Source organism: Nocardia sp. NPDC049707, assembly GCF_040674855.1.
Classification (GTDB): Bacteria; Actinomycetota; Actinomycetes; order Mycobacteriales; family Mycobacteriaceae; genus Nocardia.
Genome location: NZ_JBFANN010000003.1, coordinates 340,727 through 365,020 on the forward strand (window position 1 = coordinate 340,727; position 24,294 = coordinate 365,020).

The window sequence follows — 24,294 nt, forward strand, 5'->3', positions numbered from 1 at the left end:
GCCGCTTGATCGACTCCACCAGTGCAGTCGAAGGCCTGCTGAAAACGATTGCGCTTGTGGTCGAGAGCTTCGTCGAAGGTGAGAATCGGCGTGACACAGTCGTCTGCCTCGGCGAATGTCTCCGCCCATTCATCTCGAGTGCGCATGGCGAAGGCCATCTCCAGTGCCGTTCGCAACTCCGGCCATCGGCCACGATCCCACCGGCCTGGCAACCGACTGGGATCAAGACCCAAGCTCTCACTCCCACAACGCAGCAAGCACCGCGACCACCAGGAATATCGATCCCCCGCCGAAATCACCCACCAAATTCAGCGGTGGTACCGGCCGATCCCGTGCGCGGCCGACGCAATCCAGAATGCCGCTCAGGGCCCGGGCGGGCCGGGCCCGATGCCGGCGAGTTCGACGACTCGCAGACCGGCTGGCCCCGTCATGACGGACTCGCAGTGCGGCGCGCGTTTGCCCTGATAGTCTCAGCGCCCGCGGGATACGCCAGCTGCCCGTAGCGAGCCAGGTTCCCGGCGTGCCCGAGATTGTGCAGCGCGAACGCGGAATCCATCGCCATCGGCTGCCCTTGCGCATCGATGCTGCGATTGACACTCTCCTTGGCAAGGCGCAGCCCGAACTCCGGCTGCCCGGCTATCCGCGACGCCAGGCCCAGGGTGAACTCCTCGAGATCATCCAACGCGACGACGTGGTTGACCATTCCGGCCTGATGCGCCTCCTGGGCGGTGAACGCACGACCCGTGAACAGCAGCTCCTTCGCCTTGCGCGCACCTAGTTCCCAAGCGTGTGCGAAGTACTCCACGCCGTTCACACCGAACGCGGCGACGGGATCGCTGAATGTCGCATTCTCTGCGGCCACGATGAGATCCATCGGCCACAGCAGCATCAATCCGCCCGCAATCGTCCGCCCCTGGGCTTGAACAATCGTCGGCTTCGGTATCTCGCGCCAACGACGACACAACCCCAGATATGCCTCGCACTCGAAAGCGTAGTGACCCTCGATCCCATCAGAGCCTAGCCCGGACTGCAACGTCGCTACCGGTGCACATGGCAACGAGAACCCCGCCGCCAAATCATGGCCGGACGAGAAATCCGGGCCATCCGCCGCCAGGATGATGACCTTTACTCCGCTGTCCGCCACGGCCGCGGCGAAAGCGTGGTCCAACTCGTACAGCAGCTCGGGACTCTGCGCGTTGCGCTTGTCCGGCCGCGCGAGCACGATCCGCGCCACACTGGGCGCAGGTCGCTCCTGCCGAATACACCGAGAGCCGAGCTCTCCCTCCGCCACTGACCGCGGCTGGCTGTCGTCCATCGTTTCTCCTGCTTCTTCGGGGGGATCGCCGTTCGACCGAGTCGCCGACCCGAGCCGAATCGAGCGATGCCGCCGACATCACCTTGAGTCGAATTTCAACTTATTGTCTATTTACTTATGCTCAGACGTCAGTTTGCGTCCAACATATCGAAACAGTTACCTGGCACCTATCAGCACTAGATAGGACCTAAAGGAGGTTACCGACCGCAACCGCACGCCCCGCCATCTCCGATTTCACGGCTAGCTTAACAGAGATTTACTTCATGGGGAATAGGTGACTGCGTCAGATTCGCTGGCAGGCGTCAGGCGGCGAACAAGACGGCGAGCGCGATGGCGGCCAAGCCGTCCGGGAATCTCGTGTTGTCGCGAAGATGGTCGATTCGGGCCATCGCATGGATCACGCCCAAGGCGCTGTGCACGAGCACTCTCGCCCGGGCGCCGGCCAGATCCGGGCGAGCCGCCTGGAGCAGCGCCGTCCACTCGGCGACATACTCGCGTTCCCGCGCTCGGGCCGAATCCGACAAGGCCGGTCGATCAGCCTGCAGCACGGACGTCAGGATGGTCCGATCCAAGGCCAGTTCGACGTAGCCGGATACTAGTGATGTCAACGCGGCTCGCGGATCGTCATGCTGGCGCAGTACACCATGCAGCAACAGCCACAACGCCGCGGTCGCGCGTTCGACCGCCGCCTCCAGGATTTCCGACTTGCTCTCGAAGTAGCTGTACAGATTGGGCCCGGTCACCCCTGCGGCGGTGCCGATGTCATCGAGACCGGTCATGTCGTAGCCGTTTTCCCCGAACAGTTCGATCGCGTGCCCAAGTAGCCGCTCCCGTTTGGATACCGGCTCCAACCTGCCGCCACGTTCACTCGACCGTCGACGTGGCGGCGCAACCTGCGCATGACACAGCGACCAGCATGCGGCGGTGAGCAGCCCGCTGAACTCCGGTTCGGACATCCGCGTCTTATAGGAACTCGTACTGGCCAGCAGGGACTGGATACCCCAGGCGAGCAGCTCGGGTCCCCCGTCCGGCAGATCCGGCCGCTCGATCCGAATCAGCTCTGCGTAACGCTGGTTGATCCAACGAAGCCGGTCGCGGAGCGCCGTCCTGGCGTCGATAGGAAGACTCCCCGCTTCTTGCCACCAGAGGGCTCCCACTTCGCGCCGGGTCGCAGCCAGAGAACAGACCTCCCCGAGCGTTTCCGACAGGTTGCGTCCCTGACCGAAGGTCGGCGAGACCTCATCGAAGCTCGCCTCGATCACGGCTTCGATGAGCACAGCCTTATTGGCAAAATGCCGATAGAGGGCACCCGCAGTGATTCCGACCCTGCTGGCAATCTGGGCCATCGATACATTGCGCGACCCCCCCTCAACGATCAATGTCCGGGCCGATTCCAGAATCTGTTCCTTGCGGTTCGGGGGACGGCGCCTGACGCCTGTGGCAGACTCCGCGCTCATCGACACCCCTGACCTGTTCGCACCGAAGTCGCAAGCTTACAGGGCGCCCAGCCGAACTCGGCCCGTCACAGATGACATCACTCGAAGCCCCCGCGCTCGGCCATGAGGTGCTTCACCAGCTGCCGACCGCGACCACCAGCACGAGTACACCGATCGCGTAGCCGACCTGCCGCGCCCGCACAGCCCCGCCGCATCGATCACCTGTCGACACCGCGACCACCCCCGATCACTCGGCACCGGCCGTCGCCGTGACCGGATGCGCCAGCCTGGGCAGCACCGACTCCCCGTACACCGCCAATGTAGCGGTCTTGGCATCGTGCTGGAGATAGACCGCGAACTGATCGACACCCAACCTCTCCAGCTCGTGCAGCCGGACCAACTGCTCATCGGGCGTGCCGATCACACAGAAGCGGTCCACGATGGCATCCGGCACGAATTCGGCATGGGCACTGCCCGCGCGGCCGTGCTCGTTGTAGTCATAGCCCTGACGACCCACGATGTAGTCGGTGAGCGCGGCCGGAATATCGCCGTAACTACCGTATTTCGCGACGATATCGGCGACATGATTGCCGACCATGCCGCCGAACCAGCGGCACTGTTCCCGAGCATGTGCCATCGCGGCATCGGACCCGTCGGTGACGTAGGCCGGCGCCGCCACACAAATCTTCACCGCTCCGGGCGCACGCCCCGCCTTCTCGGCGGCCGCCCGCACCCGGGCGATCGTCCAAGCGGTGATATCCGGGTCGGCAAGTTGCAGAATGAATCCGTCGGCGACCTCGCCGGTCAGTGCGAGTGCGCGCGGACCGTATCCGGCCACCCACACCTCGAGCCGAGAGGCGCTCGCCCACGGGAAGCGCACCACGGTGTCGCCGAGGCGGGCGCTGCGACCGTTGCCGAGTTCCCTGATCACCTCGATGGATTCGCGCAGGGTCGCCAAGGTGGTCGGCTTGCCGCCGAGGGTGCGCACTGCGGAGTCGCCGCGGCCGATCCCGCAGATGGTGCGGTTGCCGAACATATCGTTGAGCGTCGCGAAGGTCGACGCGGTTACCGTCCAGTCCCTGGTGGCCGGATTGGTGACCATCGGGCCGACGACCACTTTGCGGGTGGCAGCCAGAATCTGGCTGTGGATGACATAGGGCTCCTGCCACAGCAGGTGCGAATCGAAGGTCCATACATGCGAAAAGCCGTATGTCTCCGCTTGTCTGGCCAGTTCGACCACCCGCGACGCGGGAGGCGTGCATTGCAGCACCACACCGATATCCATGCGGCACTCTCCATTTCAATCAGGCCATTGCCGGTCGAATCAGGCCATTCTCAGATCAGATTCTGCGACAGTTCACGGGCGATGAACCGGCCGTGACCGGCACTGCCCAGATAGGCACCGTCATCGACGATCACGCGACCGCGCGAGAGCACTGTGTCGACGTGTCCGTCGATCTCGAAGCCCTCCCACGCCGAATGATCCATATTCATGTGGTGGGTCTTGCCGAACCCGATGCTGGTGTGCCCGTTCGGGTCATAGATGACGATGTCGGCATCGGCGCCCGGACTGATGACGCCCTTGTGCGGATACATGCCGAACATGCGCGCCGGAGTGGTGCAACAGACCTCGACCCAGCGCTCCGGTGCGATCAGCCCGTTCTTGACGCCCTGGAACATCAGATCCATCCGATGTTCGACGCCGCCGATGCCATTCGGGATCTTGCTGAAATCGCCTAGCCCCAGCTCTTTCTGATCCTTCATGCAGAAGGGGCAGTGGTCGGCGCTCACCGATGTGACATCACCGGTCCGAATATAGCGCCACAGCTCGTCTTGATGTCCCTCTGCCTTCGCGCGCAGCGGCGTCGAGCACACCCATTTCGCCCCCTCGAAACCTGGTGCGCCCAAATGCTCTTCGAGCGATAGGTACAGATATTGCGGACAGGTTTCACCGAAGACGTTCTGCCCGTTGCCCCGTGCGATCGCGATCTGCTCCATCGCCTGCTCGGCCGACACATGGACGACATACAGCGGCGCATTCGTCAACTGCGCCAACATGATCGCGCGATGGGTCGCCTCTTCCTCCATCTGCCACGGCCGGGTGACACCGTGGTAGTACGGCGCGGTCTCACCGCGGGCCAGCGCCTGCTCGACCAGCACATCGATGGCAATGCCGTTCTCCGCGTGCATCATCAGCAGCGCACCGAGCTCGCCGGCCGATTGCATGGCCCGCAGGATCTGACCGTCGTCGGAGTAGAAGACACCCGGATAGGCCATGAACAACTTGAAGCTGGTGACACCTTCGGCCACCAATTCGCTCATCCCCTCGAGGGATTCGTCGTTCACCTCACCGATGATCTGGTGGAAGCCGTAGTCGATCGCACAGTTGCCCGCGGCCTTCTCGTGCCACAGACCGAGGGTGTCCTGCAGCCGCTCCCCCGGCTTCTGCACCGCGAAGTCGACAATGGTCGTGGTACCACCCCAGGCGGCGGCGCGGGTACCGGTCTCGAAGGTGTCCGAGGCCTCGGTGCCGCCGAAGGGCAGCTGCATATGGGTATGGCCGTCCACGCCGCCGGGAATCACATATTTCGCGGTCGCGTCGATGACGATATCGGCGGATTCGGCAAGATTCGCGCCCAATACGATGGCACCGGGTTGCAGGACGGCGACAATGATCTCACCGTCGACGAGTACATCGAGCAATTGCGATCCAGTGGCCGAGACCACCGTGCCGCCGTGAATGAATATCTTCGCCATACCGATATCACCAGCCTCAGGGAGCCACCAGCGGTCCGTAGGCATCGGGGCGGCGATCGCGATAGAACGCCCAGCGGTCGCGCACCACCTTGATCAGATCCATATCGAGGTCACGGACCACCAGTTCGGGATCGGTATCCGAGGCGACCTCTCCGACGAATTTACCTTCCGGATCCACGAAATAGCTGGTTCCGTAGAAATCGTCCTCCCCGTATTCCTCGATGCCGACCCGGTTGATGGCGCCGATGAAATATTCGTTGGCGACCGCCGAGGCCGGTTGCTCCAACTTCCACAGGTAACCGGACAGGCCGCGCGAGGTCGCGGAGGGGTTGAATACGATTTCCGCGCCCGCCAGGCCCAGGGCGCGCCAGCCTTCCGGGAAATGCCGGTCATAACAGATGTAGACGCCGACCTTGCCGACCGCGGTATCGAAGACCGGCCAGCCCAGATTTCCGGGCCGGAAGTAGAACTTCTCCCAGAACCCGTTGACGTGCGGAATGTGGTGTTTGCGGTATTTACCGAGGTAACTGCCGTCCGCATCGATGACCGCCGCGGTGTTGTAGAGCAGCCCAGGCTGTTCCTGTTCATATACCGGCAGGATCATCACCAAACCTAATTCCTTGGCCAGGGCAGCGAATCGCTCCGTCGTCGGGCCCGGCACCGATTCCGCGTAGTCGTAGAACTTCGTGTCCTGCAACTGGCAGAAGTACGGACCGTAGAACAACTCCTGGAAGCAGATCACCTTGGCGCCCTGTGCGACGGCCTGGCGTGCGTAGTCCTCATGCGCCTTGATCATGGACTCTTTATCACCCGTCCAGTTGGTCTGGACGAGCGCCGCTCGAACGATTCCCATGCTTTGTTATACGTCACCGAAATCAAATTCGGTTGTGTTACTAGATTGCGGAAACAGTTTCGTAGCCGTAAACCTCGCTCACCGCCGCACGCACCCGCGACCAGCGCGGCCCCGCCTACCGTCACGTTCGCCGCGGTTAGGATCCCGGCTCGATATCGAAGCTGGTCGCCCCGGCCGCACCGGCCGGGATGATGGGCACGACCACCGATGACGGGTGCTCGGCATCCTGGTAGATCGTCTGCGTCGCGGGCTGGGTCCGGGCGCTGTCGCCGAAGGGTTCACCGGTATTCGGGTTCGGCGCATACTGCGGATAGTCACTGCTGCTGATGGCGACCCGGATCCGATCGCCTGCCTTGAACTGGTAGCTGGTCGGCCAGATCTTGATGGTGAACGCATAAGGCTGGCCGGGCACCAACGGGGTCGGATCGGACACGGAATCCCGGAACGCGGCACGGATGATGCCATTGTTGAGGTTGACGGCCGACCCATCGGGTCCGACGACCTCCAGCCGCGCGACGAAGTCGGTATCCGGCGCAGTGGACGAGGCCCATAGTCTCACGGTGATCGGGCCGGTGACCTCGGTATCGGCGCTCAGCGGGTCGGTGCTGTAGGTGAGCACATCCGAACGCTGCTCGACCGTGGTCTGGTCGAACGGGCCTTGTGGACCCGATCCGACCGAACAGCACGAATGTCCGCCGATACTCGGTGCGGGTGACGCCGGGTCGTAAACATAGCGGTCGACCGCGGCCGGCCCGCTCGGCGCGTGCTCGACGAGTTTGCCGATTCGTCCGGCAGCGCCGTTGGCGCCGCTTTCGGCGAAGAAGTATTCCTTCCATTGTGTTTGCGGCAGTGGCCAATTCGATGCCGACTTCCAGCGATTGGCGCCCATGAGGTAGTAGTCGACACGAGGTTTGCCCGCCACACCGCTGTCGGCGCCCTCGAGGAAGTGGTCGAACCACGCCAGCATCAGCTCGTTGATCGGACTGTCACCGACCGGGCCGAGTTGCTCGAGCCGGGGCGCGATCATCGAGGTGGGTCGTCCCCAGCCGAGGTGGTCCCAGGGACCGATTACCAATCGCTGGTTCTGTCGTGCGGGTGCGGCGCCGCGCTCGACCATTCCGGTGAAGTTCTCGATGCCGCCCGCGAGGAATGCGTCGTACCAGCCCTCGATATCGAGCACCGGCACCCGCACATTCGGGTAGCGGTCGCGGATGCTCCACTGCTTCCAGTAGTCGTTGCGCGTCGAGTTGCGGATCCAGTCGAAGTACCACGGTGCGACGGCCGGATTATCCGGCTGCAGCGGCGGAAAGTCTTGGTAGGGACGGTAATTCAGCCACGAGGTGATGTTCTGCATATCCGTGCGCAGCTGGTCGGCGGTGGCCTTATCGCGTCGTTGTTCGGCGGATTCCAGGCCGATGGTGCCCATGGCCCACGGTTCGACGAAGCCGAGCCGGAAGGCCCCGCCTTCGTAGGTCCAACCGTCGTAATAGTCGGAGGCAGTATTCGCGGGCACGATCGTGGCCAGGTGCGGCGGCGTCTCGATGGCGGCGAGCCATTGTGTCGCACCGACATACGACGAGCCGTACATGCCGACCTTGCCGTTCGAACCGGGCAATTGCGCGGCCCATTCCACGGTGTCGTAGCCATCGTGGGTGTCATTGCCGAACTCGGTGAATGTGCCGTCGGAGCTGCCGATACCACGGACGTCCTGAATGACCACCAGATAGCAGTGCGAGGCGAACCAGTCGGGAGTGCGATAGCGCGAGGGCTGGATCTGCGCGGCGGCCTTGCCGTACTGGGTGCGCATCAGGAGCACCGGCACCGAATCTCTGGCCTGCGGACGGTACACGTCAGCGCGCAGCACCGTGCCGTCGCGCATCGTCGCCGGGACGTCGGCCTGCTTGTCGACCGCACAGTGGCCACGGTCGTCATTCGGCGGCCAGGTACCCGTTTGCGAGGTCGATTTCGTATCGGTGCTCGTCGTGCAACCACCCACCAGTACGCCGACACAAGCCACCGCGGTACACCAGCGAAGAACCCCGAATACATACCCGGACAAGTCGATGCACCTCCAATGGAGGCCATGTCACCGGAGAGTCGATGCGTGCCGAACCAGTTTGCCGATCAGATGCACCTCCGTCGCAGCCATGCTATCCGATCAGTCGCCACACATCCGCGGATCTTCATTGCCACACGGTCGCAATACGCATCTCGTTCCGCTGAAGCCTTCGAGATGGAATGATCCGCTCAGCATCGACCGATGCGATACACAACAGAAGGAGACTTCGACCGGTGAGCAGTGACGTGCAGGCGCGGCAATTCGACCACCATCAGCCCACCGGGCAGCATCGCAGAATCGGGACTGCCCTGCTACGAGGCCTCGGTGTACTCGCCGTCGGCACCACCCTCGCGATCTTCGCCGCAGGCGGGGTATCGGCGGATCCGGGGACACCGGTCGCCGGATGCGTGGCGCCCGATTCGGCCAAGCCTGAGAACAAGCAGTGGGCCACCGAGCCCGCGATGACGATCGACCCTGGCGCGAAGTACACGGCACAGCTGGAAACCACCTGCGGCACAGTGAATATCGCCTTGGAGGCGGCCCACGCACCGCGCACGGTGAACTCCTTCGTCTTTCTGGCGGGGCAGAAGTATTTCGACCACACCCAGTGCCACCGCATGACCACCTCGGGCATCTACGTCCTGCAATGCGGTGATCCCACCGCCACCGGCACGGGCGGTCCGGGCTACCAGTTCCCGAACGAGAACTTGGACGGCGCCACCTATCCGGCGGGCACGGTCGCGATGGCCAATGCCGGTCCCGACACCAATGGCAGCCAGTTCTTCCTGGTCTACAAGGACACCAAGCTGCCGCCGGAATACACCCCGTTCGGCAAGATCACCGGCGGTCTGGACGTCCTGCAGCGCGTCGCCGATGCGGGCGTAGCCGGCGGTGACGACGGTCGTCCGAACGCCGATGTCGTCCTGAATTCGGTGACAACCGCTCAGGGCTGATCGACATAAGCTGATGGCGGTGTCGTCCATGGCGACACCGCCATCGGTCTTCGGCGACCCCGCAGAAGTGCTTGACTTGGAGCGCACTCCAGGTCATAGCGTTGGCGGTGCAAAATCGTCTAGTGCCAGGGGATCATTTCATGGAACTCGGTTTTCACCTACCAATATTCGACATCGAGGGCGGCACTACCGCCATTGCCGGCGAGTTGGCCAGGGTCGGGGCCGCGGCGGAGGCAGCCGGTGCGACCTGGCTGTCGTTCATGGACCACTACTTCCAGATCGAACCGACCGGCCTCCCAGCCGAGGCCAATATGTTGGAGGGCTACACCACCCTCGGCTACCTGGCCGCGCACACCTCCCGCATCGACCTCGGCCTCCTGGTCACGGGTGTGACCTACCGGCATCCCGGCCTGCTCGCCAAGATCGTCACCACCGTCGATGTCCTATCCGGCGGCCGCGCCGTGCTCGGCATCGGCGCTGCGTGGTTCGAGCGCGAGCATCGCGGGCTCGGTGTGCAGTTCCCGCCGATCGCCGAACGGTTCGAGCGGCTGGAGGAGACACTACGAATCTGTCAGCAGATGTGGGACCCGCAGAACAACGGCCCCTTCGATGGCAAGTACTACCAGCTGGCCGAGACGCTGTGCTCGCCGCAGCCGATCAACCGGCCCAAGGTACTCATCGGTGGTGGCGGCGAACGCAAGACGCTGCGGCTGGTGGCGCAGTACGGCGACGCCTGCAACCTCTTCGGTTCCGCCCCCGAGGATGTCGGCCACAAACTCGACGTCCTGCGTCGGCATTGCGACGATGTCGGGCGCGATTTCGACGATATCCGCATCACCATCAGCGCCAATAATCCGCGCCCAAATCCGGACAATCGCGACGAATTCGTCCGGCAGATGGCCGATTACGCCAAGCTCGGCGTGCACACCGTGATCATTACCCCGACCACCGCGTCCCCGGCAGCGTGGATCGAGAGCATGGCACCGGCGGTACCCCAACTCGCCGAACTCGGTTAGCGGCCTTACGGCACACGTCCTTTCGCCACTATGCATCGCGTGGGCCATGCGGCGAATGGACATGTGCCGTAACCGATCTCGTCGCGCGATGGCGAGCGACCTGGTTCGCATACCACCGACTCAGAAGGCTTCCGACGCCAACCCATCCCGCACCGCGTCGGCCTGTTCGTGTGGAACAACCGAATCGAGTGTCACTCCGGTGTGCCGTTCAGGAAGTACACGGCTTCCCACAGGTGACCGTCGGGGTCGGCGAAGTAGCCCGCGTAGATGCCCCATGGGCGAATCACGGTTGGACGGACGATGGTGCCGCCCGCTTGTACGGCCTGCCGCAGGATGTGGTCGACGTCTGCGCGGGACTCGGCGAAGAAACCGAGACTGATTGGGGAACCCGCTACTCGGGCGACGGCGATACCCGCGTCCATCGCCAGGTCGGTGCGCGAGTAGAGGGACAGGATCAGGCCGTTGTCGAGAGTGAACATGGCAACCGAACCGCCTGGGTGCTGCTCATCGCGGACGAACTCGGTACCGAGAATCCCCGGCGAGGAGAGGCCGAGGCCGTCGCGGTAGAAGCGCAGCGACCGTTCGAGATCGCTGACGGCCAAGGTGATCGCGCGGATATTCGTTTTCATACCGATCCTTCTGATCCTCGAACCATGGCCGGAGCGCGGCTCGGCCCCGGCCATGGTGCAGTCAACGCCGGTGGTGTTCGGATGTCTTGAACGAATCGGACGATGCGGCTGGTCAGTCGAGGCGAAGCAAGTCGGACCAGACCTGCGACCAGGGCTGACGAGGCGTGCAGCGCCAGATGGTGACATTGCGGGTGACATCCGGGTAGCCGAGGCGGGAGTCGACGCGACCGATTGGAGTCAATTCGCTACAGGTGGTGCGCATTTCGTCTTCGGCATTACCGACCCACAGCACCGTTGTCGCGGAATCCGGTGGGGTGTCGAAGTACCCGAAGCCGCGGTTGGGACTGTAGACGGCCGGGAGGCCGTAGCGATTCCGGTCGACATCCAAAGCACCTGCCTGCCAATAGGAATCGGTGACGATCACCGCATTCGAGCGCTCCTCCGGCGGGAGGGCCTGGTAGGCGTCGGCGGTCGCCTCGCGCAGCTCCGGCCAACCGAACTTGCCGTACAGACCGATTTTGATACCGGCCTCGGCCTGATTGTCGACCGGATCGATGGACGACTCGGGTTGCCACGGCATCGAGAACACCACGATCGTCATCGAAATCGCGACAAGCGGGACGGTCGCAAAGGCTCGCCATCGTCTGCTGTACTCGGTCCAGCGAACCGCGCCCGCCGCCATGATCGCCGCGTAGCATCCGGCCGCATAGTAGGGGCGACCGTTGGTTGCGATGAATGCCACGGCAAGCAGCAGCGGCATCGGCGCGAGAAATCGATACGGCCGCAACGTCTCCGAGCGGAACAGCGCCCAGATTCCCACGACCAACAGCACTCCGCCGAACAACCCGGCCAGCATCAGCGCTATGGGCAACCAGGTGTAGCGGCCACCGATCGTCGCTTGCTCCGCCGCGACCACCCCACCCAATCGCAACTGCGGCCAGTCGTGCTTCGCCTGCCAGATCAGCGTCGGCACCGTGACCAGGACAACGAAAACCGCGCCGATCCACAACGTCGGCCGCCGCAACAGCTCGCGTGGACCATAGCCAACCACCCCGATGGCGACCGCGATCCAGAAGAACGGAATCAACCATTTCACCTGCATATCCAGCGCCGTGACCAGCGCGGCCCACAGCAGCAGACTGTCGCGGCGAGTGCGCACCCACCGGATCAACAGCCAGCTGATCACCACCCATAGCGCGGTATCAATCGTATTGGTGGCCAGCTGAGTTCCCTGCACCAACAGGAACGGGGCGGTCGCATAACCGGTCGCGCTCACAACCTGCGCGGTCCGCGACCCACCGAACTCCCGCGCGATCTGCGCACTGATCAGCACCGCGACAACGGTGACGAGCGCGGCCGGAATTCGCAGCGCCACCAGCGATCCCGGTGCCAGCACATCCATCAGCCGGGCGATCGCGGGCAGCACCGGCCCCTGATCGGCATAACCGAACCCGAGGCGACGCCCGGCCGACAGGAAATACAGTTCGTCACCGAAATATCCGTACCGTCCCAGCGATGCGAACAACGCGATCGCCGACACCACGGCGACCGCACCCACACCGAACCAGGCGAACGGCGGCGTCGCCTCGGCGTTATCCTTCTGCCGCACTTCACTTTCCATCACGGTAGTCATCACGTCCCCCCTTCCGGGTCGCCACATCGAATAGTCGGCACACGTGCGCCGAGTACGTCGTCATATCGAAGTCTTTCTCCCGAATCGCCCGCCCGGCCGCGCCATCGATGGCATCGCGGATCGACTTGGCCATGACCACGGCATCGAATTCGCCGAATTCGTCGGTGTGCTGCCCTTCCTGCATGATGTCGATGAGCGGTTGGATGATCTCCTGCTCACCCTCGGCCGAGGCGAACCGGGGTTTGCCATCCGCATCACGCAGATTCAGTACCACATCGGTCAGCGCGGCGACATACTTCTTGTTCGCATCGATGAAACCGAGATTCGCCCTGATATAGGCGAGCAACTGATTCCGTGCCCCGTCCGCCGCTATCACCGCGGGCGCGATGTGCTCGCCGCCGGACACATACAGCTGGATCACCAGCTGCTCCATCAGCTCGTCCTTGCCAGCGAAGTGATACGAGATGACGCCCTTGGAGATCCCGGCATGCTTCGCGATCCGCGCCAGCGAAGCCCGCCCATACCCCACCTCCGAAATCACCTCCACTGCCGAGGCAATGATCTGCCGCCGCCGCGCCTCCTCGATAAACGACCGCTGCTGACCACCCGTCTCATTTTCTGGCCGCATGGCCAAATTCTATACCACTCGCCCAAACATCCCTATCAACCCCAAGAATGACCCCCACCTACCCAACAAGGATGACCCCGAAAACGCCGAAGGGCCGCGCTCCCACAGGGAAGCGCAGCCCTCGGTTCGAAACTACCGTGACTGACCCGCATTGGACTCGGTATCGATCTGGCGTTCTTGCCGGTGAATCAGACGCAGCCGGACGTAGACGATCCGCTCGCCCGAACCCACCAGAGGGCCGCGCACCCAAATCGGAAGCGCGGCCCTCCGAGTCGGACGATCTACAGGTACTGCCCGGTATTCGACTCGGTATCGATAGCGCGGCTGGCACTGGCGTTCTTGCCGGTGACCAGGGTGCGGATATAGACGATCCGCTCGCCCTTCTTACCCGAAATGCGAGCCCAGTCATCGGGATTCGTGGTGTTGGGCAGGTCCTCGTTCTCGGAGAACTCGTCCACGATCGAATCGTAGAGATGCTGGATGCGCAGGCCCGGATTGCCGGTGTCGAGTATGGCCTTGATGGCGTACTTCTTGGAGCGGTCCACGATGTTCTGGATCATGGCGCCGGAGTTGAAGTCCTTGAAGTACAGGACTTCCTTGTCACCATTGGCGTAGGTGACCTCCAGGAAGCGGTTGTCCTCGCTCTCGGCGTACATCCGGTCGACGACCCGTTCGATCATCGCGCGGATGCACAGCGTCTTGTCGCCGCCGAATTCTTCGAGATCGTCGGCGTGCAGGGGCAGTTCCTCGGTCAGGTACTTCGAGAAGATGTCCTGGGCCGATTCCGCGTCCGGGCGCTCGATCTTGATCTTCACATCGAGACGTCCGGGCCGCAGAATCGCGGGGTCGATCATGTCCTCGCGGTTGGACGCACCGATCACGATGACATTCTCGAGACCTTCGACGCCGTCGATCTCCGAGAGCAACTGCGGCACAACCGTGGTCTCCACATCGGAGGACACACCCGAACCGCGGGTGCGGAAGATCGAATCCATCTCGTCGAAGAACACGATCACCGGTGTACCCTCGGACGCCTTCTCCCGCGCGCGCTGGAAGATGATCCGGATGTGGCGCTCGGTCTCACCCACGAACTTGTTCAGCAGCTCGGGACCCTTGATGTTCAGGAAGAACGACTTGGCTTCCTTGGCATCCTCGCCACGCGCCTCGGCGATCTTCTTCGCCAGCGAGTTGGCAACGGCCTTGGCGATCAACGTCTTACCGCAACCGGGCGGACCGTAGAGCAGCACGCCCTTGGGCGGGCGCAGCGCGTATTCGCGGAACAGATCCTTGTGCAGGAACGGCAATTCCACCGCATCGCGGATCTGCTCGATCTGCCGACCGAGACCACCGATATCGCCGTAGTCGACATCGGGCACTTCCTCGAGTACGAGATCCTCGACCTCGGCCTTGGGAATCCGCTCGAAGGCGAATCCGGCCTTGGTATCGACGAGCAGCGAATCACCCGGCCGCAGCTTGCGGATCGGCGAATCGGGATCTTCGAGGTCATCGACCTCGGCGACCTTGGCCAGCGGGCCCGCCAACCACACCACGCGCTCCTCGTCGGCATGACCGACGACCAGCACCCGGCGTCCGTCGTCGAGGATCTCGCGCAGGGTGCCAATCTCACCGACGGCGTCGAATATCCCGGCCTCCACGACCGTGAGCGCCTCGTTCAGCCGGACGGTCTGGCCGTATTCGAGGGTCGAGGTGTCGATATTGGGTGAACACGTCAAGCGCATCTTGCGGCCCGAAGTGAACACGTCGACCGTCTGATCCTCGTACACGCCGATCAGAATTCCGTACCCGCTCGGTGGCTGACCCAGCCGATCGACCTCCTCACGCAAGGCGACCAGCTGCTGGCGCGCTTCCTTGAGGGTGTCCATAAGCTTGGTATTGCGAATGGTCAGCGAATCGATGCGGGCTTCCAATTCCCGTGCGCGATCCGGCGAATCGGCAAGTTGCCTACGGAGGGCAGCCGCTTCGGCGCGTACCGCCTCGAGCTCTCTCCAGGCCGCCGAATCCGAATTCTCGATGGGGCTCATGTGCTGCTCCTCCCAGTCCCGGTCTATCAACGCTACCGGGCGTGAACCGTTCTCGCTTTCCGACATGGTTTCGTCGTGATCACATCTGGGCCGCGATCGGCGGCGGACCACCATGTTAGCCTGCCCTAACCAGGCCATGGCGACCCGCTTCGCCGACCGAACCGAAAGGTTGCTGACAATGCTCCTTCCCGCCAGGACGTTGCGTACGTCCATGGTTATCGCGGCCACCGCAGTGGCCGCTATCGTCGGTCTCACCGGCTGCGGCTCCAACGACAAGTCCGACGCCAAGGCCACGAGTACCACTTCCGCCGCCGCACCGACCAGCGCGGCAGGTCACGGTGACCACGGTAGCGCTGCGGCACCCACCGCCGAAACGCTTATCGCCGTCCTGGACACCCTTTCCGACCCGGCGAAACCCACTTCCGAGAAAACCAAGCTGATTGTCGACGGTGAAAAGCGCATCGCCAATATCGACCAGATGAACCGGACGCTCGGCGGCTACGGCAAGCTCACCTACGCGGTCGCCGACATCACCACCAGCGGCAATTCCGCGACCGCCCAGGTGACCATCACCTCACCGCACGGCACCGTCCCCGCCATGCCCATGACCTGGGAACATGTCGACGGCACCTGGAAGCTTTCGGATGCCAGCGGCTGCCTGATGCTCGGTTTCGCGCAGGCGCCCTGCGCACCGGCCTGATCAGCCCTTCGACGGGCGACGCTGCGGCTTCGGAGTGACCGTGCCCTCCGCGAGCCGCCGCGCGCTGACCAGGAAGGCAGTGTGGCCCTGCATGCGATGTTCGGGCCGCACCGCCAGACCCACCACATGCCAGCCGCGCACCATCGATTCCCACGATCGCGGCTCGGTCCAGCACTCCTGCTCACGCAGCGCCTCGACCACTTTCGACAATTGTGTGACGGTCGCCACATACACGATCAGCACGCCGCCGGGGACCAGCGCCTTGGCCACGGCCGGTAGCGCATCCCACGGCGCGAGCATATCCAGGACGACGCGATCGACCGGCGGACCGTCGTAGCCGGCGACGTCCGCGACGGTGATCGACCAGTTGTCCGGGCGCTCGCCGAAGAAGGTCTCCACATTCCGGATCGCATGTTCGGCGTGATCCGCACGGATCTCGTAGGAGACCACCTCGCCCTGCGGGCCGACTGCCCGCAGCAGCGAGCACGTCAACGCACCCGAGCCCGCACCGGCCTCCAGGACGCGCGCGCCGGGGAACATATCGCCCTCGTGCACGATCTGGGCCGCGTCCTTGGGGTAGATCACCGCCGCACCGCGCGGCATGGAGAGCACGTAATCGATCAGCAACGGCCGCAACGCCAAATACGGTGTGCCATTGGTGGATTGCACGACGCTGCCCTCGTCGGCGCCGATGAGGTTGTCGTGTTTGATACCGCCGCGATGCGTGTGGAACTCTTTACCGGGTTCCAGCACCACGGTGTAGAGGCGCCCCTTGGCATCGGTCAGCTGTACCCGGTCCCCGATGGTGAATGGCCCGGTCCGTCTGGCCGTCATGTATCTCCGTTCGCTGGTCGGTGCTGGATGGCTCCGGCGTGTCGGTGCCGCGGGATAGCCTGCCAGGTATGCATTCGCCGGTATCCACGCCCCCTGCCGACACCGCGCGGGAGGGGGCATCCGATCGCCCGCGTCCGGCGCTGTCACCTTCGCGGGCAATGGATTTCAAGCAGTGTCCGCTGAAGTACCGATTCCGCGCGATCGATCGAATTCCGGAGCCGCCCACACGGATCGCGGTGCGCGGCACGGTGGTGCACGCGGTGCTCGAAGATCTGTACGGACTGCCTGCCGCACAACGACGGTTCGACCGCGCTGCCGGGCTCGTCGAGCCCGCATGGGCCCGGGTGCTCGCCGATCGACCGGAGATCGCCGAAGTGGTCGCAGCGGACGGGCTGGCGGGCTTTCTCGGCGAGGTGCGCGCGTTCGTCGAGGCGTACTACCGGCTGGAGGATCCGACCCGGTTCGATCCGGAATCCTGTGAGTCGCGGGTGGAGGTCGAACTCGATGACGGTGTGCTGTTGCGCGGGTTCGTCGATCGCATCGATGTCGCGCCGACCGGTGAGCTGCGCGTCGTCGATTACAAGACCGGTCGGGCACCCGGACTCACCCAGGAGACCAAGGCGCTGTTCCAACTGAAGTTCTACGGGCTCGTGGTGCTGCGCACCCGCGGGATTCTGCCCACCCAACTGCGGCTGATCTACCTGGCCGACGAGCAGATCCTCACCTATGCCCCCGACGAGGACGAACTGCTGCGCTTCGAACGCACTCTCTCGGCCCTGTGGCAGGCCATTGTGGCGGCGGGTCGGACCGGTGAGTTCCTCCCGAGCACCAGCTGGCTGTGCGGGCATTGCAGCTACCAGAGTCTGTGCCCCGAATTCGGCGGCACACCACCGGCCTATCCGGGCTGGCCCGACAGTGGCACCGGAGAATCGCCGGGGGAGACCTTCGCCGACGCGGTCGCCAACTGAGTTCAGCCGTTGAACAGATGCAGATCGAAACCGTGCGAGCCGAGTGCCGCGATCACGCCGATGAGCACGAGCACCCCGACCGCATCACCGACCACGATGAGGACATTGCGAATCCGCCACCACGAACTGACCGAATCGACATTCGGTTTCACTGGGGCCTCCCCTGTCGTTCGTACTCGAACGACATTGCCCGTCCGAGATGTTCTTTAGTTGTTTCGCCCACCATGCCCCCAGTGTTGACGGCGAAGCATGAAGTTTTCGTGAGTTCGGTCGCGAACTAAATGCACACGACGCCGCAGCGATGCTCACCGCAGTGACCGGCGAGCACCGCAACGGCAGGTTGCCGACGTGGATCTACCCGGTGAAGTTATGGAACAGCAGCACGGACAAACCCGAGCCGACAGCCAGGTTGAAGGCGGCCACGGACCCGACGATGGCCACCAGCCAATCCGCATTCCATGCGAATGTGCCGCCCGAACGTTTCCCGGGCGGCGTCTACGACATGGTGGCACTCCTTGCATTTCCTCATCGAGGCCGCAAAGTACCAGTCAACCGCTGGTCAGTGCTCTGATTGCGATCGCAGTGAATCGATCACTCGAACAAAACGATCGGACGGATCAGAAGGCGCGGCAGGACCGGATATCGAAGGCCAGAATGGCCTTCGCGCCGAGTTCGGCGAGCCGGTCCATCACCTCGTTGCCGTGCTTGCGCGGCACCATGGCGCGGATGGCGACCCAGTCCGGATCGGCGAGTGGGGAGACCGTCGGCGACTCGAGGCCGGGCGTGATCTTGACCGCCTCCTCCAGCAGTTCCTTTGGGCAGTCGTAGTCCAACATGATGTACTGCTGGCCGAATACGACACCCTGGATCCGCGCGATGAGCTGATTGCGGGCACGTTCGCGCTGATCGGAGCCGGTGCGCTCGATGAGCACACCCTCCGAATCGCACAGCGTCTCCCCGAAAGCGACCAGATTGTGCTGACGCAGCGTGCGGCCCGAGCCGACCACATCGGCGATGGCATCGGCCACCCCGAGCTGGATGGAGATCTCGACCGCACCGTCGAGGCGGATCACCTCGGCCTCGATGCCGCGGCGCTGCAGATCGCTCAGGACCAGATTCGGGTACGAGGTGGCAATGCGCTTGTCGTAGAGGTCCTCGATCTTCCATTCGCGCCCGGCCGGGGCAGCGTAGCGGAAGGTGGAGCGGCCGAAGCCGAGTGCGAGCCGTTCCTGTACTGGCGCACCGGAATCCAGCGCCAGATCGCGGCCGGTAATGCCGAGGTCGAGCTCACCGGAGCCGACGTAGATGGCGATGTCCTTGGGCCGCAGGAAGAAGAATTCGACCTGGTTGGCTGGATCGAGGACGGTCAGGTCGCGGGCATCGGTGCGCTTGCGGTAACCGGCCTCGGCAAGGATCGAGGTGGCCGATTCGGACAGTGCGCCTTTATTGGGGACTGCGACGCGCAGCATGGGATCGGGTCCTTTCGGAGAGGAGAATCAGGGTCGACGCGCCATCACAGATGTCGATACACGTCTTCCAACTTCAGCCCGCGGCCCACCATCAGCACCTGGACCCAGTACAGCAGTTGCGAAATCTCCTCGGCGAGCGCCTCATCGCCCTCGTGCTCGGCGGCCAACCAGATCTCACCGGCCTCCTCGAGCACCTTCTTACCCTGGAAATGCACGCCGGCGTCCAATGCAGCCACGGTCCCGGACCCCTCGGGGCGGGTGACCGCACGATCTTGCAGCTCGGCGAACAGGGACTCGAAGTTCTTCACGGTGAGCCATTGTTTCAGACGGGTACGCGGCCCCGTTGCTCCGGCCCGGCACCACCTGGCAGGCGCACTCTTCCCCGGACTTCGCACCCCTTGTGGGCAGGCACAAGGGGTGCGAAGTCTCCTGCGTCAGGACTCGGAAAGGAGGGCCGCCAAGTCGGCAACCGCGGTGCGGAGGTGGTCGGCGAAGGCGTACATCTCGGTGGCGACCGGTTTCGGCGTGGCCAGGTAGATATTCCAGCGGTCCGGCAGCAGGACGTAGGCGATGCCGATGCACTTCTGGCTGGTGGAGCCGAACCCGAAGTACCGGATATTGACCGATGGGGCCGAGCTGGTGCTCAGGTAGTCGTCGCGCATGATGGTCCAGCCGGGACTGGTGTAGAGCGGGATCGGCTCGGTGACGCCGAGTTCGGCGCCGCGCCGCCGCTGGATCCACTCGAGTTCCCAGAGATGCTGTTCGGGCGCGTCACCCCCCTGACACTGTTTGGCACGCTGGACGTGCGCGCTCGCGGCCGTCCGCGCGGCGGCCAGCCGGTCGGCCGGCGCGAACGCCGGATCCTGCATGGCGTCGACGAACGCCACCATCTCCGGTGTCACCACGCGCATCGCCTCGGTGCGGCCGTTGCGGTACTGCCTGGTGGCGATGGATTCGTAGGTGGCGCCGGTCAATCCCTTGCTGCGCCGGTGGGCCAGCTGATAGCTGAGCTGCGCGAACGCATCCGGTGAGATGCCGAGTTGTTTGGCGCGGGTGGTGCCGAAATCGAAAGACACTGTCGCAGTGGCATTCTCGGCCGCATACCGGGAAAACGTCGCCCCCGCCGCCGCGATATCGGTGCGCTGGGCCTGATCGAGGACGAATTCGATCGGTTCGACCGTGGGCAACCCATGCGGCTGCGCCCCGGCCCGTTCGGCGTGTGCGGCGGCGGGGGTCTCCAGCAGCGTGTCGACGAAGGACAGGATGGTGGTGCCGTCGAGCCCACAATGCTCGATATTGATGCCCGCCTGACCATCCGCGAAGACGATGAACGTTACCGACTTGTCGAACCAGCGATTGGCACTGTCGCCGTGCAGCAGTTGATCACAGGCCTGCAGCTCATCGCGCGGCGAGAAATCCTCCAGGCACAGGGCGAACAACGCGGTCTCGACGGCGTCCAAGGCCGCGGCATTGGCGGGTTCGGCGAGCAATCCCTGTCTACTGAGCGCCCATTCGGCCCGCGCCTTGGTGGTCAGATGGCCGACGGCGGTATCGGTGCGGGCCGAGCGCACACCGGCCTTGAGCACCGCACGCAGTCCGTCGGCAAGATCGTCCAGCGAATGCGGCACACCGTCCGGACCGATCACATCCATCCGGAACATGTTGCCGCGGAAGAACACCACGATATGCCTGGCGGCCGAGGGTCCGGGCCATTCGTCGCTGTAGGGCACCCGCACGGAATCCTGCGTCTCCCCCGGGATCCGGGTCTCGGAGAACAGGTACTTGTTCTGCCACATCGACAGCTGCTGTCCGCGCTGGGTGACCGGCGGGATCGCCTCGATATCGAGGGCCAGCTTGTAACCGACCGCGGCCGTGATGATTCCGGCCGCCCGCTCCACCTGCGAGGCCGCGGTGGAGGCAGCCAGTGCGGTGTCATCGCGGAAGAGGAAGAAGAAGTTGGCATTCAATGCGATGCGATCGCGTCGGCCCAGATAGCGCGACGGCCAGAACAGATCCAGCCAGCTCCCGACACCGGGGGTGGCATCGTATTCGGCCAGTGCCGCGTGCAGCTTTCGGCCCGGACCGTCGGGACGAAGCAGGTCGGCGACCGCGGCCTCGGTGGTGGCGAATTCGTCGGCGGTCAGCAGTGGCGCACACCACTGCAGCAACCGCGCGCCGCTGTCCTCCAGCGTCGGCAGTGGCACCCTTGGCAGGTGGTCGTCGGCGGCGAAGGTGCGTTCGGTCAATGCGAGTCCTCGGGGTCGGCGTGTTTCGGTAGCGGTCGCGAGATGTACAGGTTGGCGAGCAGCCAACCCGTGCTTTCCTGGCCAGCGGTGTCGACTCCGTTGGCGGCCAAGGCATTCAGCACCTGGGTGCGTTCATTATCGGATGCGAACTTGCGTTGTTCGAACACTCCGGGGGCTCGCTCGGTGCGGTAGCCGAGCGCGGCCAGCTCCGCAGCGATCGGTTCGAAACTGAACATGCGTAGTACGAAGTGTGCCATCCACGGCCGGCGACGCGGATGCGCCGTTGCCACCCGCCTCAGCGTCTTTTCGGTGACGTATCCGATGCAACCGGTCGAGATGACGATGTCCGCGGCCGCCAGCGAACGGCGTTGCGCCTCGGTCGGGTCGGCGGCCTCCAGATCCGCGTGCACCGTGTCGTGCAGGAATCCGGCTTGTTGAGCGTAGGCCAGCGCCGGGCGCGCGGCATCCATGCCGATGAAGCGAACATCGGGGAGCTGGTCGCTGTCGCCCAGGCGGGCGCGGTCGCGGGCGATGAGCGCGGCCTGATCGGCGTCCTCGGCGCCGCCATAGTGTTCGGCGAGTTCACTCACCGTGGTGTCCAAGCGCAGCAGGGCTGCGTTGACACCGTAGGAGCAGCCGATATCGAGCACGGTCGGGGTGTCCACCCGCGCGGAGGCGCGATATTCCCGAATCTGCTGCTGGAAGTAGGGTTTCGCCAGTTCCGGTATGCGGTAATCCAATTCGGCCATCCGGGCGTAATAATCGCGCGGATCGGGACGGTCATAGATATCGTCGAAGGAGGCTTTTCCGGTCGTATGCAACGGCACTGGCATCTCGTCCCTCTCAGTCTAGCAACCGATCGCCGCGGACAACGTCGGCCGCGGCGGCTAGGTGTTCGGGCAGCACCCGCCCGAACAGTTGGCGGGTGCGTTCCACGGTGCCGATGACACCGGGGCGATCGGTATAGGCGAAGATCGCCGAATGCCGTGCCCTGCCGCCCTCGACCGGTGAAACCCGGTGCAGCGAGAAGCGGCCCTGGAACAATTGCAGATCGCCGGGTCGCAGATCGAGGCGCCGGATCAGGTGCGCACCGGATCCGGTGAGCACATCCCGCACATCGTCGAGGTTCTCGGCGTGGGGTGAGCGAATATTCGGGCAGTACTCGAAGATTCCGCCGGTTTCGGCCGGCTGGGTCAACATGCTGACGGTGAATTCATTGGTGTCGAAATGCCAGGGATGTGACATTCCGGGCGCCACCACATTCAGGCACAACCCGGCCAAAGGGTCTGCGAATTCGTGCAATTCGGTCAGTCCGAAACAATCCGCAACGAAGCGCTGGAACACCCTACTGCGGTAGAGCCGATGGATCAGAGCCTCGGCCGGGATGCGGTCGCGCGGGACGAAGGCGTTACCGCGTTCCAGCACGATGCGGCCCGGATGGCCTTGCGGCAGTTCGGTATTCAGCGGAATGTTGTATGCGTTGACCCGTTCGATCTCATAATGCGCATCCGGGGCCATCGCCTCGCCCTGTGCGCGCACAGTATCGATCAACTCCGGACGGATGAACTCCCGCAGCACGGTGCAGCCGCTCTCGCCGAGTTCCGCGCGCGCCCGCGCCACCACTTCGCCCCACGCCGCGCCGATCGGATCCCCCAACGGATACCGTGCGGTATCGACAATCTCGTCCAGGACATCCGTCGCTGCCATGGCGTCATTTTGGTAGAGCGATCGGCGACACGCCCGGGATTCGACAAAGTTGCCGGTGACTACGGTCACACCTGCCAACTGCACGCACTCGCGTTGCGGCACAGTAACTCTCACTATGCCGAGGTCGGGCGTGTCGGCTCACGGAACAGCGAGACTCGTGATCATGATCCGTCCGGAAAAGGCACCCGCTCGGTTCCGCGGTTCAACCCCTGACGCGTAGCGCGTGTTCCAGATCCGGCAGGGTCAATCCCACCAACGAATCACGGAATACCCGCCCCGGCGCCGCCGAAACCGGTATCTCACACGGGACCACGATGACCGCGCAGCCCGCCGCACCGGCCGCGGCCGCACCGGTCGGCGAATCCTCCAGTGCCACACAGTCTCGCGGATGCACGCCGAGCAGTTCGGCGGCGCGCAGATAGATCTCGGGTTCGGGCTTGCCGTGCGCGACTTCGTCACCGCAGACCGACACGTCGAAGAAATCGCGGCCGAGCGTATCCAATCCGAATTCCGTAAGCGACCGCTTGGTATTGGTGACCAAAGCGGTCGCGAGACCCGCTGTGCGGACCAACGAAAGCGCATCTTTCGCGCCGGGTCGCCATGGGATCGGGCCCGCCATCAACTCGGTCACCCGCCGCTCGATGAATCCACCGGCGGCCAGTACCGCATCCGATGTCGCCTCTATACCCAAGCCATCGAAAATGAGCCGGAGGGCATTCGGTCCGGACGCACCGATCAGTGAATGCCGCAGTTCATCGCTCATCTCGTGGCCGTGTGTGCGGGCCAGTTCGCGCACGGCGACATCCCACAGCTTCTCCGAATCGAGCAGGGTGCCGTCCATATCCCACAACACCGCGGCAAGTCGCGCGCTCAACGACGACAGCTCCTAATCAGTTCTGGGAGTGAGCCATCCGGCAAACTCCTTGGTGGTAGCCGGCTGGTAGGTGAGCACTTGGTGTTCCTGGACGCGTTGAGTCCTGAAGAAAGACAGTGCCCCTGCCGGTGGGCCGGGAGAGTTGATCGCTGCTGGGATGTCGTGCCTGCCGCGT

General features: G+C 64.0%; 23 protein-coding genes and 1 pseudogene. 5 read left to right on the forward strand and 19 right to left on the reverse strand.

What is annotated here, in order from left to right:
- Positions 1-68 precede the first annotated feature (68 nt).
- The 7 genes and pseudogenes from AB0J29_RS05910 to AB0J29_RS05940 all read right to left on the reverse strand — a co-directional run.
- Positions 69-369 (reverse strand): annotated as a pseudogene (locus AB0J29_RS05910) (hypothetical protein); the annotation flags it as partial.
- A 58-nt stretch (positions 370-427) separates the two neighbouring features.
- On the reverse strand, positions 428-1,315 hold the full coding sequence (locus AB0J29_RS05915) for an enoyl-CoA hydratase (protein WP_364779887.1): 888 nt from the start codon (positions 1,313-1,315) through the stop codon (positions 428-430).
- A gap of 302 nt (positions 1,316-1,617) precedes the next feature.
- Positions 1,618-2,772, reverse strand: a complete 1,155-nt coding sequence (locus AB0J29_RS05920; protein ID WP_364779890.1) for a TetR/AcrR family transcriptional regulator — start codon at positions 2,770-2,772, stop codon at positions 1,618-1,620.
- 226 nt (positions 2,773-2,998) lie between these two features.
- Positions 2,999-4,036, reverse strand: a complete 1,038-nt coding sequence (locus AB0J29_RS05925; RefSeq protein WP_364779893.1) for a TIGR03842 family LLM class F420-dependent oxidoreductase — start codon at positions 4,034-4,036, stop codon at positions 2,999-3,001.
- A gap of 50 nt (positions 4,037-4,086) precedes the next feature.
- Positions 4,087-5,508 (reverse strand): dihydropyrimidinase, encoded by a 1,422-nt coding sequence (gene hydA / locus AB0J29_RS05930; protein ID WP_364779896.1) that lies wholly within the window; start codon positions 5,506-5,508, stop codon positions 4,087-4,089.
- A 16-nt stretch (positions 5,509-5,524) separates the two neighbouring features.
- Positions 5,525-6,361, reverse strand: coding sequence for a nitrilase-related carbon-nitrogen hydrolase (locus AB0J29_RS05935; RefSeq protein ID WP_364779899.1), 837 nt, complete (start codon positions 6,359-6,361; stop codon positions 5,525-5,527).
- Positions 6,362-6,497: 136 nt separating this feature from the next.
- On the reverse strand, positions 6,498-8,240 hold the full coding sequence (locus AB0J29_RS05940) for a CocE/NonD family hydrolase (protein WP_364780018.1): 1,743 nt from the start codon (positions 8,238-8,240) through the stop codon (positions 6,498-6,500).
- 413 nt (positions 8,241-8,653) lie between these two features.
- Between AB0J29_RS05940 and AB0J29_RS05945 the strand changes: the two genes are divergently transcribed.
- Both AB0J29_RS05945 and AB0J29_RS05950 read left to right on the forward strand, forming a co-directional pair.
- On the forward strand, positions 8,654-9,373 hold the full coding sequence (locus AB0J29_RS05945) for a peptidylprolyl isomerase (protein ID WP_364779902.1): 720 nt from the start codon (positions 8,654-8,656) through the stop codon (positions 9,371-9,373).
- A 140-nt stretch (positions 9,374-9,513) separates the two neighbouring features.
- On the forward strand, positions 9,514-10,389 hold the full coding sequence (locus AB0J29_RS05950) for an LLM class F420-dependent oxidoreductase (protein WP_364779905.1): 876 nt from the start codon (positions 9,514-9,516) through the stop codon (positions 10,387-10,389).
- A gap of 191 nt (positions 10,390-10,580) precedes the next feature.
- Here the strand turns inward: AB0J29_RS05950 and AB0J29_RS05955 are convergent, their stop codons facing one another.
- The 4 genes from AB0J29_RS05955 to arc form a co-directional block, all read right to left on the reverse strand.
- Positions 10,581-11,018 (reverse strand): VOC family protein, encoded by a 438-nt coding sequence (locus AB0J29_RS05955; protein ID WP_364779908.1) that lies wholly within the window; start codon positions 11,016-11,018, stop codon positions 10,581-10,583.
- 112 nt (positions 11,019-11,130) lie between these two features.
- The gene (locus tag AB0J29_RS05960) at positions 11,131-12,651 is read right to left on the reverse strand and encodes a glycosyltransferase family 39 protein (RefSeq protein WP_364779911.1); all 1,521 of its coding nucleotides are present in this window, start codon (positions 12,649-12,651) and stop codon (positions 11,131-11,133) included.
- The gene (locus tag AB0J29_RS05965; protein ID WP_364779914.1) at positions 12,629-13,279 is read right to left on the reverse strand and encodes a helix-turn-helix domain-containing protein; all 651 of its coding nucleotides are present in this window, start codon (positions 13,277-13,279) and stop codon (positions 12,629-12,631) included. Before AB0J29_RS05965 ends, AB0J29_RS05960 begins: the two co-directional genes overlap by 23 nt.
- 281 nt (positions 13,280-13,560) lie before the next feature.
- Positions 13,561-15,321: a proteasome ATPase gene (gene arc / locus AB0J29_RS05970; RefSeq protein WP_364779917.1), complete on the reverse strand. Its 1,761-nt coding sequence runs from the start codon at positions 15,319-15,321 to the stop codon at positions 13,561-13,563.
- Positions 15,322-15,499: 178 nt separating this feature from the next.
- Here arc and AB0J29_RS05975 point away from each other — a divergent pair, with 178 nt between their 5' ends.
- Entirely contained in the window at positions 15,500-16,021 is a 522-nt protein-coding gene (locus tag AB0J29_RS05975; protein ID WP_364779921.1) for a hypothetical protein, read from the forward strand.
- Here AB0J29_RS05975 and AB0J29_RS05980 read toward each other — a convergent pair whose 3' ends face one another.
- The gene (locus AB0J29_RS05980) at positions 16,022-16,855 is read right to left on the reverse strand and encodes a tRNA (adenine-N1)-methyltransferase (protein WP_364779924.1); all 834 of its coding nucleotides are present in this window, start codon (positions 16,853-16,855) and stop codon (positions 16,022-16,024) included. It abuts the gene before it with no gap.
- A 68-nt stretch (positions 16,856-16,923) separates the two neighbouring features.
- On the opposite strand from AB0J29_RS05980, the gene AB0J29_RS05985 reads away from it, so the two are divergent.
- Positions 16,924-17,823, forward strand: coding sequence for a RecB family exonuclease (locus AB0J29_RS05985; protein ID WP_364779927.1), 900 nt, complete (start codon positions 16,924-16,926; stop codon positions 17,821-17,823).
- A 2-nt stretch (positions 17,824-17,825) separates the two neighbouring features.
- Here the strand turns inward: AB0J29_RS05985 and AB0J29_RS05990 are convergent, their stop codons facing one another.
- Positions 17,826-17,975: a hypothetical protein gene (locus AB0J29_RS05990; RefSeq protein WP_364779930.1), complete on the reverse strand. Its 150-nt coding sequence runs from the start codon at positions 17,973-17,975 to the stop codon at positions 17,826-17,828.
- Positions 17,976-18,136: 161 nt separating this feature from the next.
- Here AB0J29_RS05990 and AB0J29_RS05995 point away from each other — a divergent pair, with 161 nt between their 5' ends.
- A complete protein-coding gene (locus AB0J29_RS05995) occupies positions 18,137-18,394 on the forward strand; it encodes a hypothetical protein (protein ID WP_364779933.1) in 258 nt (85 codons plus the stop codon).
- A 46-nt stretch (positions 18,395-18,440) separates the two neighbouring features.
- Here AB0J29_RS05995 and hisG read toward each other — a convergent pair whose 3' ends face one another.
- The 6 genes from hisG to AB0J29_RS06025 all read right to left on the reverse strand — a co-directional run bounded on the left by hisG (position 18,441) and on the right by AB0J29_RS06025 (position 24,119).
- Positions 18,441-19,292 carry an ATP phosphoribosyltransferase gene (gene hisG, locus AB0J29_RS06000; protein WP_364779936.1) on the reverse strand — a complete coding sequence of 284 codons (852 nt, stop codon included), beginning with the start codon at positions 19,290-19,292 and terminating at the stop codon, positions 18,441-18,443.
- Positions 19,293-19,336: 44 nt separating this feature from the next.
- The gene (locus AB0J29_RS06005; protein ID WP_364780021.1) at positions 19,337-19,618 is read right to left on the reverse strand and encodes a phosphoribosyl-ATP diphosphatase; all 282 of its coding nucleotides are present in this window, start codon (positions 19,616-19,618) and stop codon (positions 19,337-19,339) included.
- Between the two features lie 108 nt (positions 19,619-19,726).
- A complete protein-coding gene (locus AB0J29_RS06010) occupies positions 19,727-21,538 on the reverse strand; it encodes a choline/carnitine O-acyltransferase (protein WP_364779939.1) in 1,812 nt (603 codons plus the stop codon).
- Positions 21,535-22,371, reverse strand: coding sequence for a class I SAM-dependent methyltransferase (locus AB0J29_RS06015; RefSeq protein WP_364779942.1), 837 nt, complete (start codon positions 22,369-22,371; stop codon positions 21,535-21,537). The genes AB0J29_RS06010 and AB0J29_RS06015 overlap by 4 nt, the downstream gene beginning before the upstream one ends.
- Before the next feature lie 10 nt (positions 22,372-22,381).
- Positions 22,382-23,245, reverse strand: coding sequence for an arpA protein (locus AB0J29_RS06020; RefSeq protein ID WP_364779945.1), 864 nt, complete (start codon positions 23,243-23,245; stop codon positions 22,382-22,384).
- A 202-nt stretch (positions 23,246-23,447) separates the two neighbouring features.
- A complete protein-coding gene (locus tag AB0J29_RS06025; protein WP_364779949.1) occupies positions 23,448-24,119 on the reverse strand; it encodes an HAD family phosphatase in 672 nt (223 codons plus the stop codon).
- Positions 24,120-24,294 lie beyond the last annotated feature (175 nt).